The following is a 15,183-nucleotide window of genomic DNA, read 5'->3' on the forward strand; positions in this document are numbered from 1 at the left end:
GCATCTCCACCCTAGCGGCACGACCCCCGAAAGGGGGCCACGGGCGCACGTCAGCGCATCAGAGCGCCGAGATCGTCCAGCCCGCCGTGTGCGACTCGCCGGGCGCGAGCACGACGAGGTCGGTGCCCGAGTTGAAGGCGTCGGGCGGGCAGGTCATGGGCTCGACGGCGAGGCCGATGCGGTGCAGCTCAGGCTCGAGAGCGGGGTCGGGGCGATCGGCGGTGTGCACCTGCACCCACGGGCAGGCGCGGTCCCACGAGATGGCCACGCCTTCGCCGGTCGACGTGCGGACCTCGACGGATGCCGTGCCCGAGGCATCCCGTGAAAGAGAAGTGAATGCGTGGTCGATGAAGACGTCGCCGATCGTGCGCGCCTCGCGGAAGTCCCAGGCGCTGTCGTTGGCCTCGTCGACCGAGCTCACACGCACCGGCAGCAGCGTGTCGGGCGTGACCTCGAGCACCTCGTCGGCGGGCAGCAGCAGCGACCAGTCGTCGACCCGGCCGGGGCCCGCCACGAGGTAGGGGTGCGGGCCGGTGCCCCACGGTGCGGCATCCGTGCCCGTGTTCACGCCCGTGATCGAGGAGTACAGGCCATCGGCGGTCAGCTCGTAGACGACCTCGACATCGATGCGGTGCGGGTAGCCGGCCTGCGCGACGATCGTCGCGCCGAGCGTCACCCGCGACGGCGTCTGCTCGATGGCGCCGAAGTCGAGCCAGGCGGCGAGGCCGTGCAGCGCGTTGCCCCGCTCAGGCTCGGTGAGCGGCACCTGGAACAGCTCGCCGCCGAACTCGTAGGCGCCGCCTGCGATGCGGTTCGGCCACGGCGCGAGGACCGCGCCGCGGAAGGCGGGGCGCACCTCGTCGGCATCGAAGGGCACGACCAGATCGCGGCCGCGGAAGGTGAGGGAGCGCAGCGTGGCGCCGACGGAGGCGACGGTGGCGGCGTAGTCGCCGAAGCGCAGCTCGTACGGGGTGCCGGACAGGGGTCGCGTCATGTCTCCACGGTATCGGGCGCCGCCGCGGCGCGTGACCGCCGCTCGCACGGAGCAGGAATCCCTTCCGCCGCCCGGGCTGGTCTGCCACCATGGAATGAACGTCGTTCATTTATGGATGCAGAAGGAGCCGCAGCATGCCCGAGCCCCGTCACGGCGGCCTCGCCCGCCCCGAGGTGACCGCAGCCGAGGCGGCGGAGGTCGCTGCCCGCCGGTGGGGGCTCGTCGGCGAGGTCCGCGAGCTGGGCAGCCAGCAGGATCGCAACTACCTCATCGCGACGAGCGACGGCGCTCGCGTGCTCAAGTTCGCGAACGCCGAGACGCGCCGCGCCGAGCTGGAGGCCCAGAGTGCCGCGCTGGAGCGGCTGGCGCTTGCCGGCCTGCGCGTGCCGGCCACGGTTCCGAGCCTGTCGGGCGCCGACGTCGAGAGCGTCGACGTCGCAGGCGGCACCCTGCTCGTGCGCGTCCTGGAATATGTCGAGGGGGCCACTCTTCTGGAGAGCGGCGGCTTCGGCGCCGATGACGCGCGCCTGATCGGGGACACCGCGGGGCGCATCGCCGCAGCGCTCTCCGACTTCGCGCACCCGGGCACCGAGCGCGTGAGCCAGTGGGATTCCCGCGCGGCGGCCGCCGTGGTCGACGAACTGCTCCCGCACGTCTCCGACGCAGGCCAGCGCGCGGCCATCGCGTCCGCCCGCGAGGCCGCGGCGCGACGGCTCGAGGCCGTCGCACCGGAGCTGCCCGTGCAGGTCATCCACGCCGACGTGACCGGCGACAACGTCGTCCGCACGCCGGGCGGGGACGCCGGCGTGATCGACTTCGGCGATCTGCAGCAGGGCTGGCGCGTGGCCGAGCTCGCGGCCGCCTGCGCCGGCATCCTTATCGAGGACGCCGCGGACCTCTGCGGGCTCATGCTCGAGACGGTCAGCGCCTTCAGCGCTCGACTGAGGCTGACGGATGCCGAGCTCACGGCGCTCTGGCCCCTCGTGGTCCTCCGCACCGCGGTGCTCGTCGTCAGCAGCGCGGAGCAGCGCGAGCTCGACGGCGACAACGACTACGCCGAGGCGCGCGCGGCGGCCGAGTGGCGGTCCTTCCGGCGGGCATCCGGCTGGGACGCGGACGAGCTGGAGGCGCTGATCAGCGCGGCGGCGCGGGGCGCAGGGGATTCCGCTCGGGCATCCGTCGAGCTCCGGCGGATGCTGCCGGCGGCCCTGACGCCGACGCCCGTCGACCTCTCGGTGCTCAGCCCCGAGCTGGACGCCGGCGCGTGGCTCGAGGCCGGCACGGAGGAGCGCATCCTGCGCGCCGCAGCCGGCCGCTCAGGCGCCGCGACGACCCGCTGGGGCGAGTACCGCCTCACGCGGGCCCGCCCTCGCGCGCCGCGCGGCTCAGCCAAGACGCTCGCCACGGGCGTCGAGCTCGTGCTGCCTGCGGGGACCGAGCTGTCCGCGCCCTTCGCGGGGAGCGTCCACACCGAGGACGGCGGCCTCGCCCTGCACGGCGAGCAGGTGAGCCTGCGCCTGGAGGGCGCCGCGGCGGCCGCGGACGGCCCGGTCGAGGCCGGGGCACGCCTCGCCGTGGCGGCAGGCGGCAGCGACGAGCGCCATCTCGCCATCGTCAGGGTCCAGCTCGCGACCGTCCCCGGCATCCACCCGCCCTTCTTCGTCACGCCCCTCGCCGATGCCGCCTGGCGGCGCATCTGCCCCGACCCCTCCGCCCTTCTCGGCGTCGACGCCGCGGTCGCAGCACCGGACGCCGACGCGCTGCTCGCCCGCCGGGACGCGAGCTTCGCGCCCGTTCAGGAGCACTACTACGCGCGGCCGCCGCAGATCGAGCGCGGCTGGCGCGAGCATCTGATCGACACGACCGCGCAGGTGTACGTCGACGGCGTGAACAACGTCGCGACGCTGGGGCACTCCCACCCGCGGCTGGTCGAGGCGGCCGCGCGGCAGTGGGCGCTGCTCAACACGAACTCGCGCTTCCACTACGCGGCGGCCACCGAGCTGTCGGAGCGCCTCGCGGAGCTCGCGCCCGCGGGCCTCGACGCCGTGTTCCTCGTCAACAGCGGCAGCGAGGCCGTCGACCTGGCGCTGCGGCTCGCCTTCACGGCGACGGGCCGCTCCCGCATCCTCGCAGCCCGCGAGGCGTACCACGGCTGGACGATCGGCTCCGACGCCGTCTCGACCTCCCTCGGCGACAATCCGCGGGCACTCGAGAGCCGGCCCGACTGGGTCGAGCTGATCGAGGCGCCGAATCCGCTGCGCGGGCGCCACCGCGGACCGGATGCGGGTGCCGCCTACCTCGCCGACCTGGACGCCCAGCTCGAGGGCCTCGGAGCGGAGGGGCGCGCCGCCCTCGCCGGCGTCATCCTCGAGCCGATCTTCGGCAACGGCGGCGGGGTGCTCCTTCCCGATGGCTATCTCGCCGGGGTCTACGACCGCGTCCGGGCGCTCGGCGGCGTGTGCATCGCCGACGAGGTGCAGCTCGGCTACGGTCGCCTCGGCCGGCACTTCTGGGGCTTCGAGCAGCAGGGAGCCGTGCCGGACATCATCACGGTCGCGAAGGCGATGGGCAACGGCCAGCCGCTCGGCGCGGTGATCACCACGCAGGAGATCGCCGCCGCCTTCGCCGCGGAGGGCAGCTTCTTCTCGTCGGCGGGTGGCAGCCCCGTCAGTTCGCGCATCGGCCTCGCCGTGCTCGACGTGCTGCGCGAGGAGGGGCTGCAGGAGAACGCGCGCCTCGTGGGCGAGGCGTTCAAGGCTGCGCTCGAGGGGCTGGCCACGCGGCATCCGTCGATCGGCGCCGTGCACGGCCTCGGCCTCTATCTCGGCGTCGAGCTCGTCACCGACCGCGCGAGCTTCGAGCCCGCGACGCGGCTGGCGGATGCCGTCTGCGAGGCGCTCCTCGAGGAGGGCTGCGTCGTGCAGCCCACCGGCGACCACAAGAACGTGCTGAAGCTCAAGCCGCCGCTGTGCATCACGGCCGAGAGCGCGCGGTTCGTGACCGGATGCCTCGACCGGGTGCTCACCGAGCTCGGCGCCTGAGCGCGGGGCCGCGGTCGGGCTTGCGGCCCCCGCGGCCCCGTCGGCTCACTCGGCCGATGCCGGCGCGGCCGCCGGGTCGACCAGCTCGGTCTCGCTGAAGTCGAGCGTCGGCGGCCGCCTGCGGAAGAACCGCGTCGACACGGCGAGGTAGATGAAGCCGAGCGCGACCCAGGACAGTCCGACGATGAAGGTCACCTGGGACAACGAGGTCCACAGCCACACCGTCAGCGCGAAGCCGATCGCAGGCAGGAGTCCGTACACGATCCACTCCCGCGGGCCGCGACGGGCGGCGCCGCCGCGCGGGAAGAGGAAGTGCCGGATCACGGCGAGGTTCACCATCGAGAAAGCGACGAGCGCGCCGAAGCTGATCATCTCGGCGGCGACGCCCAGGGAGACGACGAGCGCGAGCAGCGAGATCGCCGAGACGAGGACGGCGGCGACCCACGGGGTCTTGAAGCGCGGGTGCAGGCGCCCGAACACCCGCGGCAGAATGCCGTCGCGGCCCATCGAGAAGATGATGCGCGAGACGCTCACCTGGGTCGTCATACCGGACCCGAACGCGCCGACCACGTAGACCGCCACGAAGAAGTCGGTGAGCAGGGTGCCGCCGACCTTCGCCATCAGGTCCACGCCGGCGTTGTCGAGGTCGTGGAAGGCGTGCCAGTCGGGCACCACCAGCGCGCCGAGCCACGAGACGACGATGAAGATGACACCGCCGATCAGGGTGGTGAGCAGAATGGCGCGGGGGATGTCGCGCACCGGGTTCTTCGCCTCTTCCGCCAGCGTCGACACGGCGTCGAAGCCGAGGAAGCTGAGCGCGAGGACGGCCGCGCCGGCGAACACGGGGCCGAGGCCGTCAGGTCCTGGGAGGAACGGCGTCAGCGGATTGGGCACGCCGGCGCCGGGGTTCGTCGCGAGGTGCCCGATCGACAGGGCGGCGAACACGACGACGAGCAGCACCGAGAGGCTGACGATCGCGACGTTCAGCTTGTTCACCAGGGTGATGCCGAGCACGTTGAAGACGAGCGTCACGAGGAGCGCCGCGAGCGCGAAGACCCACTGCGGCACCGCGGGGAACTGGGTGTTCAGGTAGATCCCGATCAACAGGAAGTTGATCATCGGCAGCAGCAGGTAGTCGAGCATGAGCGTCCACCCGGTGAGGAATCCGAGGTGCGCGCCGAAGCTCTGCTGCGTGTAGGTGTACGCCGATCCGGAGACCGGGAACGCCCGCGCCATCCGTCCGTAGCTGAACGCCGTGAAGAGCATCGCGACGAGCGCGACGACGTAGGCGGAGGGCAGGTGGTTGTCGGTCTGCTGGGTGACGATGCCGTACGTCGTGAAGACGGTGACGGGTGCGAGGTACGTCAGCCCGAAGAGGACCAGGGCGGTCGGGCCGAGCGCACGGCTGAGTCGGCGAGGCGTCATCGTCTCGGTGGTGGTTGCCATATGAGCTCCAAGAAGTGGGATGAGTGCGGGTGGGGTGGTGGGGGGTCAGTGCCGGCGCCGCCCCGCGACCCACGTGCCGTGGATCCGCAGGGCGGGAAGCGCGTCGGGGTCGGCGGTGCGGGGGTCGGCATCGAGCCAGGCGAGGTCGGCGTCGAAGCCGGGGGCGAGGCGCCCGCGCCGGTCCTCGGCGAACGCCTGCCAGGCTGTCCCGTGCGTGTAGCCATCGAGTACGTCGAGGATGCCGACCCGCTGCTCGGGCAGCCAGGCGGCGTCCTCGGGGTGGCCGGGGGCCCGCCGCAGCACCGCGGTGGCGGCGGCAGGGCGCCAGTCGGCCGAGGTGACCGGCCAGTCGCTGCCGAAGGCGAGTCGGGCGCCGCTGTCACGCAGGCTGCGCAGGGAGTACTGCCACTCCGCGCGCACGGGGCCGAGGTGGGGCACGGTGAGCTCGCGCATGACGTCGTCGTTGCGCGCCCAGAGCGGCTGCAGGTTCGCGACGACGCCGAGCGCGGCGAAGCGGGGCACGTCGTCCGGGTGCAGGACGTGCGCGTGCGCGATGACCGGGCGCCGGTCGCGCGGCCCGTTCGCCCGCTCGACCGCCTCGAAGACGTCGAGCGCGAGCCGGTTGGCGGCGTCGCCGATCGCGTGCAGGTGGAGCTGGAAGCCGAGCGCGTCGAACGCGGTCGCTGCGGCCACGAGCTCGGCCTCGCTCCAGTTCGGCAGCCCGCGGTCGCCGGGCCGGTCGCTGTAGTCGTCGAGCATCGAGGCCGTGTGGCTCTCGACGATGCCGTCGACGAAGAACTTCACCGTGCGGGCGGTGAGCAGGGGGTGGCCCAGGGCCTGCACACGGTCGCGCGCCGCGGCGAAGGGCTGGCGCTGGCTGCGCCAGGCGGCCGGGTCGGCGCGCTGGGCCAGGTCGACGCGGATGGCGAGTGCGTCCTGCCCGGCCGCCGCCAGGTAGGCCGCGACGTCGGCGGGCTCGGCCCAGGCATCCTGCGCCCACGCGATGCCGAGCGCGGCGTACGCGGCGGTCGCGAGGCGGATCGCCTCCACACGCTCGGCGAGACTGCGGGGCGGCGCGACGGCGTCGAGGAGCGCCACCGCGCCGGGCTCCTGCAGCACGCCGAGCGGGCTCCCGTCGGCGCGGCGCGGGATGCGGCCGAGCGCGGGCTCCGGCGTGCTCGCGTCGATGCCCGCGCGCCGCAGCGCCGCCGAGTTCGCCCACACGGTGTGGTAGTCCCAGGAGTGCAGCACGACCGGCCGCTCGGGGCAGGCCTCGTCGAGCCAGCGCGCGTCGAACAGGCCGTCGGGGGCGAGCGTGGCGTCGTAGCTGCCGCCGCGGATCCACTCCTGCTCGGGGTGGGCGGCGGCCCAGTCGGCGACGGCGGCGACGATCCCCGCGACGTCCCGTGCGCCGCGGATCGCCGGGCCCAGCTTCTCGAGGCCGCCTTGGGGGAGGTGCGCGTGACCGTCGCCGAAGGCGGGCACCAGGGTGCCGCCGGCGAGGTCCACGAGCTCGGCGTCCGGGCGGGCCGCAGCCGCCTCGGCCGCCCCCGGCCCCGTCGCGACCACCTTGCCGTCGGCGACGACGAGCACCGGGCCCGCGGAGGCGAAGGGGGCGGCGGCCGAGCCCAGCTCGGCGACGAGTGATCCGTTGCGGAAGACGGTGGCGGGCATGGGGTCCTTTAAATGAATGGCATTCGTTATAAGTCGCGATAATAGGATCAACAGCGCCCGAAGGGGAAGCGAATTCTTCGCGATCAGGCGAAAGGGGCCGGATGACCGGGGATGCCAGGCGCCGCGCCGGCCGCCCTGCCGACCCCGTGCTCACGCCCGAGCTCATCGCCCAAGCGGGTCTCCGGCTCCTCGACGAGAGCGCGACGGGCGACTTCACGATGGTCGAGCTCGCCACGAGCCTCGGGGTGCGCGCCTCGGCGATCTACAACCACGTGGCCGGCAAGGACGAGGTCCTCGCGCGGGTGCGCGAGCTGGTGAGCGACCGCATCGACGTGAGCGCCTTCGAGCGGATGCCGTGGGACGAGGCCGTCGCCGTGTGGGCGCGTTCCTACCGCATCGCCTTCGCGACGCATCCGCGCACCATCGCCCTGTTCGCGATCACCCCGGTGGCCGGCGCCCGGCGGACGGTCGGGATGTACGAGGCCGTCACCCGCGCCTTCCGCGAGGCCGGCTGGCCCCCCGATCGCATTCTCACGGCGGTCGTGGCGCTGGAGAACTTCATCCTCGGCGCCGCCCTCGACCTCGTCGCCCCCGGCGACATCCTCGACCCGGCAGGCGACGAGGCTGCCCCCGCCCTGGCCGAGGCCTACGCGCGCCAGCGTGAGGCGCTCGGCGGCGAGCCGCCCGCCGACGCCGCCTTCGAACTCGGCCTCGCGGCGCTGATCGCCGGCCTGCGCGCCTGGCGCGACGCCTGAGGCGATCCGCGGCGCTTATGGCACCCAAATGGGTGGTGTGCGCGGCGACGCGCCTTCCCTACCATCTGAGGGTGCCTCGTGTTCGCGCCCGACTCGCGCTCGCCGCAGCGGCCACCGCCCTGATCACGCTCGGGACTGCCGGGGTCGCCGCGGCGACCCCGTCGCCGAGCCCGTCGTGGCAGCAGGTGCCCTCCGGCCCGACCGGCTCCCAGCTTCCCGGCGCGACGGCCTTCGGCGACACCCCAGGCGACACCCCCGAGCAGGTCTCGTTCGTGCTCGCGGGCCGGCGCATCGAGCAGCTGAAGCAGGCCGTGCTGCGCGGGGCGCAGCCGCAGCTGTCGGTGGCGCAGTTCGCGAACTCGTACGGGCAGCCGACGCACGACATCACCGCGCTGACGGGCTACCTCGCCCGCTTCGGCATCCACTCGACCGTCGCTCCGAGCCGCCTGAACGTGGTGACCACGGGCACGGCATCCGCCTACAACCGCGCCCTCAACGTGAGCCAGAAGCAGTACCGTGTGCCTCCGCAGCGCGGTCGGAACGGGAAGCCGGGCCGGCAGCAGAACGTGCACGCCCCCACCGGTGCGCCGCAGCTGCCGCCGCAGCTCGCGCGCGACGTGACCGCCATCTTCGGTCTGAGCAACTACGCGCCGTTCTCGAGCAGCGCGGTCACGCCGTCGTCGCAGAGACTCAGCCCCGCCCGAGTCGAGGCGGCCGCCGCGAACCCGGCCGACGATCTGCAGTGGGGCAATGAGCTCTGCTTCGAGATCCTCGGCAGGTTCCCGACCGAGTGCAACCTGCCGAGCGACTTCGCCGCGCGCTACGACCTTGACGAGGTCACGGTGACGGGACGGCCGGGGGATGCCGCGGCCGACGGCACCGGCCAGACGATCGGCATCGTGACCTTCGCGCCCTACGAGACGAGCGCCGCCGAGGAGTTCTGGTACGAGCAGACGCTCACCCCGCAGCGGCCGCGCACCGTCACCGTGCGCGACGTCGACGGCGGAGCGGGTCCCGTGACGGACGACTCGGCCGAGACCGACCTCGACGTCGAGCAGGCGGGCGGCGTCGCGCCCGGCGCGGACATCGTGGTGTATCAGGCGCCGAACACGGATGCCGGGGCGATCGACGCCCTCTTCCAGGCCGCCGGCGAGAACCTGGCCGGCTCGGTGAGCATGAGCTGGGCGGAATCCGAGACCTTCGTTCGGCTCGCACAGGCGAACGGCGAGGCGGGCGGCGGCTGGCACGACGCCTTCGACCTCGCCTTCCTCGAGCTGGCGGCGCAGGGCCAGTCGGCCTTCGTCCCCAGCGGCGACCAGGGCCCGTATCAGGCCGTCGCCGAAGACGGCATCAACACGACCAATCTGACGGTGTCGGCCTTCGCGGCGAGCCCCTTCGTCACGGCGGCGGGCGGCACGACCCTGCCCTACGAGGTCGACTACTCCGGGTCGACCGGCGCCACCGTGCACGTGACGGTGCCGGCCGAGCGGGCGTGGAGTTCCGATTATCTCTGGCAGGCGCAGGCCGAGACGTGGGGCATCAGCTATACGGATGCCGCGAACATGTTCCTGCTCGGCTCGCTGGGCTATTCCGTCGGAGCCTCGGGAGGGGGCTATAGCGCGGCCGAGCCGTTGCCGCCGTACCAGCGCGCCGTCTCGGGTGGCACGGGCTTCACCGCGGTGCAGCACCTCACGCCGACGACGCCGAAGACGCTGGCGCCCGGTCTCACCCTGCCGACCGCGTGGACGGTCAACGAGGATCCGGGGCTCGTGCGCGGCAGGGCGACGGGTCGCGCGGTGCCCGACCTGTCGGCGGATGCCGACGCGTACTCGGGCTACCTGTACTTCGCGCCCGTGGCGGGCGGCATCATCCCGGAGGGCGGCGGCACGAGCTTCGTCGCTCCGCAGTTCGCCGGCGCCGCAGCGGTGATCAACCAGGCGAACCGCGCACGAGGCGGCTTCTGGAATCCGGCGCTGTACGCCGCGGCATCCGGTCGCAACTCGCCCGTCACCCCCCTGAGCGCCGCAGGGGCAGGCAACGACAACACGTATTACACGGGCACGCCCGGCACGGTCTACAACCCGGCCACCGGGCTCGGCACGCCGGACTTCGCGAAGCTCGCCGTCACGCTGCGCCGGAGATAGCTTCTCCTCAGCACCCCCATAACCGCGGCCCGATAGCGTTCTCCCTGGTGACTGCGCTTCCTGACAACGTGCCCGCCCGCGTGCTGGTGATGATCCCGACGTACAACGAGCGAGACAACGTCGACTGGATCGTCTCCCGCGTGCGCGCCGCGCAGCCCGACGCCCATGTGCTCGTGGTCGACGACGCCTCACCCGATGGCACGGGCGAGCTGGCCGATGCGCTCGCCGCAGCCGACCCGCACGTGCACGTGCTGCACCGCGCCGGCAAGGAGGGCCTCGGCCGCGCCTACATCGCCGCGATGGGCTGGGGCGTCGCGCAGGGCTTCGACGTCCTCGTCGAGCTCGACGCCGACGGATCGCATCAGCCGGAGCAGCTTTCTCGGCTTCTGGAGGTGCTGGAGCAAAGTCCATTGAGCACGCGAAGCGGGCTCAGCGACAAGGGGCGCGCCGCGGATCTCGTGCTCGGCTCGCGCTGGGTTCCCGGCGGCGCGGTCGAGAACTGGCCGTGGTACCGACGGGCGATCTCGCGCGGCGGCAGCGCCTACGCCCGCGTCGTGCTCGGGCTCAGGGTGCAGGACGTCACGGGCGGGTATCGCGCGTTCCGGGCGTCCGCTCTCGAATCCCTCGATCTCGACGCCGTCCACAGCCACGGCTACGCGTTCCAGGTCGACATGCTCGCGCGGGCCGTGCGCGCAGGGCTCACGGTGGTCGAGGTGCCGATCACCTTCGTCGAGCGCGAGCGCGGGGCGTCCAAGATGTCGCTCGGCATCGTCGCCGAGGCGATGCTGCGGGTGACGTGGTGGGCGTTCAGCCGCCGGCTCATGGGCCGGTGAACGTAGGCTCGCACCATGACTGAAAACTGGCACGACCCCTACGCAGAGCTCGCGCAGCTTCGCGACTTCGGGTCCTTCTCCGTCACCAGCTCCTCTGTCGCCGACGGCCGGCCGATTCCGGCGCTCTACCGTTCGTCCGGCCAGGGCGGCTCGTCCGTCTCTCCGCAGCTGTCGTGGACGGGCTTCCCCGCCGAGACCCGGAGCTTCGCCGTCACCCAGTTCGACCCGGACGCGCCCACGACCTCGGGTTTCTGGCACTGGGCCGTGTTCAACATTCCCACGACGGTCACCGAGCTGCCCGAGAACGCGGGTGCCGAGGGCGGCGCGGGCCTGCCCGCCGGCTCCGTGATGCTGCGCAACGAGCTCGGCCAGCGCGCCTACACGGGCGCCGAGCCGCCCGCCGGCACGGGCACGCACCGCTACTTCACGGTGGTGCACGCCGTCGACGTCGAGACCCTGCCGGTGCCGGAGGACGCGAGCCCCGCGATCCTCGGCTTCAACCTGCACTTCCACACGCTGGCGCGCGCGATCATCGTGCCGACGGCGACCTCGGAGGACTGGAAGTAGCGGGTCTCTGTGGCCACTCTGGTCGCAGAAGGCCCTCTACTCGGTCGCGTATGGCTCCCTTCTTGCGAGTGAGCGGGCCATACGCGACCAAACGGCCGCCGTCGGTAGGGTGACCACGTGGAAACGCATCACGTCCGAGTGCACCGCAGCGACGAGAACCTCGCCAAAGAGGACCAGCTCGCCTGGAAGATCGCACAGCTCGCCGCCGACCAGACCCCGATCGACGACGACGTCACCGAGATGGTCGTGAACCGGGTGATCGACAACGCGGCGGTGGCGGCGGCATCCCTGGTCCGCGCTGCTCCGGCGGCCGCCCGCAGCCAGGCGCTCGCGCACCCGGTCTCGATCGGGGGAGCCGGCGCGACCGTGTTCGGCGCGGCGCTGAACCGGCGGGCATCGGTCGAGTGGGCCGCGTGGGCGAACGGGGTCGCCGTGCGCGAGCTGGACTACCACGACACCTTCCTCGCGGCGGAGTACTCGCACCCCGGCGACAACATCCCGCCCGTGGTGGCCGTCGCCCAGCACGCGGCGGCCCGCGGCCTGACCGGGGCCGACGTGGTGCGCGGCATCGCGACCGGCTACGAGGTGCAGATCGACCTCGCCCGCGCGATCAGCCTGCACGCGCACAAGATCGACCACGTCGCGCACCTCGGCCCGAGCGCGGCGGCGGGCATCGGCGCACTGCTGGGACTGCCCGTCGACACGATCTACCAGGCCATCGGCCAGGCGCTGCACACGACGACCGCGACGCGACAGTCGCGCAAGGGCGAGATCTCGTCGTGGAAGGCGTTCGCGCCGGCCTTCGCGGGGAAGATGGCCGTCGAGGCGATCGACCGCGCGATGCGCGGGCAGACCTCGCCGACGCCGATCTGGGAGGGCGAGGACGGCGTCATCGCGTGGCTCTTGGACGGGCCGGATGCCTCATACGACGTCTCGCTTCCCGGACCGGGCGAGGCGAAGCGGGCGATCCTCGACTCGTTCACGAAGGAGCACTCGGCCGAGTACCAGGCGCAGGCCTGGATCGACCTCGCCAGGAAGCTGCACGACGAGTACCCGTTGATCTTCGACGACGTCGAGCGGGTGGAATCCGTCGTTCTCACGACCTCGCATCACACGCACTTCGTGATCGGAAGCGGGGCGAACGACCCGCAGAAGTACTCGCCGGACGCCTCGCGCGAGACCCTCGACCACTCCATTCCGTACATCTTCACGGTCGCGCTGCAGGACGGCGGCTTCGACCACGAGACGTCCTACGCGCCAGAGCGCGCCCACCGGCCCGACACGGTCGCCCTGTGGCAGAAGGTCACGACCGTCGAGGACCCGGAGTGGACCCGGCGCTACCACTCACTCGACCCTGCAGAACAAGCGTTCGGCGGCGCGATCGAGGTGAGATTCACCGACGGCTCGGTGATCAAGGACGAGATCGCGGTCGCCGACGCGCACCCGAACGGTGCCCGGCCGTTCGCCCGCGAGGACTACGTGCGCAAGTTCCGCACGCTCGCCGCCGCGGCCCTCGAGCCGGAGGAGATCGACCGCTTCCTCGACGTCGCGCAGCGCTTGCCCTCTCTGTCCGCCGAAGAGCTCGGCGAGCTGAGCTTCACGGCGAAGTACGGGTATCTGGCGCAGACATCCGTTCCCGACGGGCTGTTCTAGGGGGCCGGATGCTGTACGCCAGGTCGACCGCAGCGGCGAAGCGCGCCGCCTTCCGCGAGCGGCTGGCTTCTGGCGAGTTGCTGCGCTTCCCCGGCGCGTTCAACGCGCTGTCCGCGCGGCTGATCGAGCAGCGCGGCTTCGACGGCGTGTACGTCTCGGGCGCGGTGCTGTCCGCCGATCTCGGCCTGCCCGACATCGGGCTGACGACGCTGACCGAGGTCGCGACCCGCACGCATCAGATCGCGCGGATGACCGAGCTGCCGGCCCTCGTCGACGTCGACACCGGCTTCGGCGAGCCGATGAACGTCGCGCGCACGGTGCAGGAGCTCGAGGATGCCGGGGCGGCCGGCATCCACATCGAGGACCAGGTGAACCCGAAGCGCTGCGGGCACCTCGACGGCAAGGAGATCGTCGACGACGAGACGGCCGTCAAGCGCGTGCGCGCCGCCGTCGACGCGCGCTGCGACCCGAATCTGCTGATCATGGCGCGCACGGATGCCCGGGGCGTCGTGGGCTTGGAAGCGGCGATCGACCGCATGAAGGCCCTGGTGGATGCCGGAGCCGAGGCGATCTTCCCCGAGGCGATGACCTCGCTCGAGGAGTTCGCTGCGGTGCGGGCGGCGATCGACGTGCCGATCCTGGCGAACATGACCGAGTTCGGGAAGTCCGAGCTGTTCACGGTGGCGCAGCTGCGCGACGTCGGGGTCAACCTCGTGATCTGGCCGGTGTCGCTGCTGCGGCTCGCCATGGGCGCCGCCCTGCGAGGACTCGACGAACTCGACGCCGCGGGTTCGCTCTCCGGTCTCACCGGGCAGATGCAGCACCGGGCAGACTTGTACGAGCTGATCGACTACGAGGGCTACAGCGCCTTCGACGCGAGCGTCTTCAACTTCAACGTCCAGAGGTAATCCGGCGGTCGAGTAGCGCACAGCGCGTATCGAGACCCCTCAGCTCAAGGAGGAGCAATGACCGACACCGAGATCCACAAGGGCCTGGCCGGCGTCGTCGTCGACACGACCGAGATCTCCTCCGTCAACCAGGAGACGAACTCGCTGCTCTACCGCGGCTACCCCGTGCAGGAGCTCGCCGCGAAGTGTTCGTTCGAGCAGGTCGCCTACCTCATCTGGCACGGCGAGCTGCCGAGCGACGAGGAGCTCGGCGCCTTCGAGGCCGTCGAGCGCGGTCAGCGCGAGCTGCGCCCCGAGATCAGGGAGCTCATCGAGCAGACGCCCGTCTCGGGGCATCCGATGGACGTCCTGCGCACCGCGGTCAGCAGGCTCGGGTCGCTCGAGACGAGGTTCCCCGACGACGAGCAGAGCGACTACGAGAAGGCCGTGCGCCTGTTCGCCCAGCTGCCGGCGATCGTCGCCTACGACCAGCGGCACCGCCACGGCATGGACCCGATCCCGGCCCGCGAGGACCTCGACTACGCGTCCAACTTCCTCTGGATGACCTTCGGCGAACTGCCTGATCCGGTCGTGATCGACGCGTTCGGGCAGTCGCTGGTGCTGTACGCCGAGCACTCCTTCAACGCGTCGACGTTCACGGCGCGGGTCGTCGCCTCGACGCTGTCGGATCTGCACTCCGGCGTGGTCGCCGCCATCGGCGCGCTCAAGGGTCCGCTGCACGGTGGCGCGAATGAGGCGGTCATGGCGACCTTCGCCGAGATCGGCTCGGCGTCGCGGGTCGAGGTGTGGCTCGACGACGCCCTCGCGAGCAAGAAGAAGATCATGGGCTTCGGCCATCGGGTCTACAAGAACGGCGACTCGCGGGTGCCGACCATGAAGGCGGCACTCGACGCGCTCGTCGAGCACTACAACCGGCCAGACGTGCTCGAGCTCTACACGGCGCTCGAGCAGGCGATGGGGGAACGGAAGAACATCAAGCCGAACCTCGACTACCCCTCGGGCCCCGCATATCACCTGATGGGCTTCGACACCCCGACCTTCACCCCGCTGTTCGCGGCGGCGCGCGTCACCGGCTGGACGGCGCACTTCATCGAGCAGCAGGCCCACAACTCGCTGATCCGCCCGTTGTCGGTCTATACGGGCACGCCGCAGCGCGCGGTGTGAACTG

General features: G+C 72.0%; 11 protein-coding genes. 8 read left to right on the forward strand and 3 right to left on the reverse strand.

Features of this window, described 5'->3' with window-relative positions:
* Positions 1–58 precede the first annotated feature (58 nt).
* Positions 59–994 (reverse strand): aldose 1-epimerase family protein, encoded by a 936-nt coding sequence (locus tag ABD708_RS03840; protein ID WP_344751958.1) that lies wholly within the window; start codon positions 992–994, stop codon positions 59–61.
* 134 nt (positions 995–1,128) lie between these two features.
* Between ABD708_RS03840 and ABD708_RS03845 the strand changes: the two genes are divergently transcribed.
* A complete protein-coding gene (locus ABD708_RS03845) occupies positions 1,129–4,035 on the forward strand; it encodes an aminotransferase (protein ID WP_344751959.1) in 2,907 nt (968 codons plus the stop codon).
* Positions 4,036–4,080: 45 nt separating this feature from the next.
* Here ABD708_RS03845 and ABD708_RS03850 read toward each other — a convergent pair whose 3' ends face one another.
* A complete protein-coding gene (locus ABD708_RS03850) occupies positions 4,081–5,481 on the reverse strand; it encodes an APC family permease (RefSeq protein ID WP_344751960.1) in 1,401 nt (466 codons plus the stop codon).
* A gap of 45 nt (positions 5,482–5,526) precedes the next feature.
* Positions 5,527–7,155 (reverse strand): amidohydrolase, encoded by a 1,629-nt coding sequence (locus ABD708_RS03855; RefSeq protein ID WP_344751961.1) that lies wholly within the window; start codon positions 7,153–7,155, stop codon positions 5,527–5,529.
* A 101-nt stretch (positions 7,156–7,256) separates the two neighbouring features.
* Here ABD708_RS03855 and ABD708_RS03860 point away from each other — a divergent pair, with 101 nt between their 5' ends.
* From ABD708_RS03860 to ABD708_RS03890, 7 genes are all read left to right on the forward strand, one after another.
* The gene (locus ABD708_RS03860) at positions 7,257–7,910 is read left to right on the forward strand and encodes a TetR/AcrR family transcriptional regulator C-terminal domain-containing protein (RefSeq protein WP_344751962.1); all 654 of its coding nucleotides are present in this window, start codon (positions 7,257–7,259) and stop codon (positions 7,908–7,910) included.
* 71 nt (positions 7,911–7,981) lie between these two features.
* A complete protein-coding gene (locus ABD708_RS03865; RefSeq protein ID WP_344751963.1) occupies positions 7,982–10,054 on the forward strand; it encodes a S53 family peptidase in 2,073 nt (690 codons plus the stop codon).
* An 89-nt stretch (positions 10,055–10,143) separates the two neighbouring features.
* Positions 10,144–10,887, forward strand: coding sequence for a polyprenol monophosphomannose synthase (locus ABD708_RS03870; RefSeq protein ID WP_425553245.1), 744 nt, complete (start codon positions 10,144–10,146; stop codon positions 10,885–10,887).
* A 15-nt stretch (positions 10,888–10,902) separates the two neighbouring features.
* On the forward strand, positions 10,903–11,454 hold the full coding sequence (locus tag ABD708_RS03875) for a YbhB/YbcL family Raf kinase inhibitor-like protein (protein ID WP_344751965.1): 552 nt from the start codon (positions 10,903–10,905) through the stop codon (positions 11,452–11,454).
* 117 nt (positions 11,455–11,571) lie between these two features.
* Positions 11,572–13,107: an MmgE/PrpD family protein gene (locus ABD708_RS03880; RefSeq protein ID WP_344751966.1), complete on the forward strand. Its 1,536-nt coding sequence runs from the start codon at positions 11,572–11,574 to the stop codon at positions 13,105–13,107.
* An 8-nt stretch (positions 13,108–13,115) separates the two neighbouring features.
* Positions 13,116–14,015 (forward strand): methylisocitrate lyase, encoded by a 900-nt coding sequence (gene prpB / locus ABD708_RS03885; RefSeq protein WP_344751967.1) that lies wholly within the window; start codon positions 13,116–13,118, stop codon positions 14,013–14,015.
* A 57-nt stretch (positions 14,016–14,072) separates the two neighbouring features.
* The gene (locus tag ABD708_RS03890) at positions 14,073–15,179 is read left to right on the forward strand and encodes a bifunctional 2-methylcitrate synthase/citrate synthase (protein WP_344751968.1); all 1,107 of its coding nucleotides are present in this window, start codon (positions 14,073–14,075) and stop codon (positions 15,177–15,179) included.
* The last annotated feature ends 4 nt before the right edge of the window (positions 15,180–15,183 follow it).

This window comes from Gryllotalpicola koreensis, assembly GCF_039538185.1.
In the GTDB taxonomy this organism is placed as follows: domain Bacteria; phylum Actinomycetota; class Actinomycetes; order Actinomycetales; family Microbacteriaceae; genus Gryllotalpicola; species Gryllotalpicola koreensis.

Excerpts from the sequence above, each read along its gene's own strand:
- ABD708_RS03840 (WP_344751958.1), bottom strand. The coding sequence starts at position 994 with ATGACGCGACCCCTGTCCGGCACCCCGTACGAGCTGCGCTTCGGCGAC.
- ABD708_RS03870 (WP_425553245.1), top strand. The coding sequence starts at position 10,144 with ATGATCCCGACGTACAACGAGCGAGACAACGTCGACTGGATCGTCTCC.
- ABD708_RS03860 (WP_344751962.1), top strand. The coding sequence starts at position 7,257 with ATGACCGGGGATGCCAGGCGCCGCGCCGGCCGCCCTGCCGACCCCGTG.
- ABD708_RS03875 (WP_344751965.1), top strand. The coding sequence starts at position 10,903 with ATGACTGAAAACTGGCACGACCCCTACGCAGAGCTCGCGCAGCTTCGC.
- ABD708_RS03855 (WP_344751961.1), bottom strand. The coding sequence starts at position 7,155 with ATGCCCGCCACCGTCTTCCGCAACGGATCACTCGTCGCCGAGCTGGGC.
- ABD708_RS03890 (WP_344751968.1), top strand. The coding sequence starts at position 14,073 with ATGACCGACACCGAGATCCACAAGGGCCTGGCCGGCGTCGTCGTCGAC.
- ABD708_RS03850 (WP_344751960.1), bottom strand. The coding sequence starts at position 5,481 with ATGGCAACCACCACCGAGACGATGACGCCTCGCCGACTCAGCCGTGCG.
- prpB (WP_344751967.1), top strand. The coding sequence starts at position 13,116 with ATGCTGTACGCCAGGTCGACCGCAGCGGCGAAGCGCGCCGCCTTCCGC.
- ABD708_RS03845 (WP_344751959.1), top strand. The coding sequence starts at position 1,129 with ATGCCCGAGCCCCGTCACGGCGGCCTCGCCCGCCCCGAGGTGACCGCA.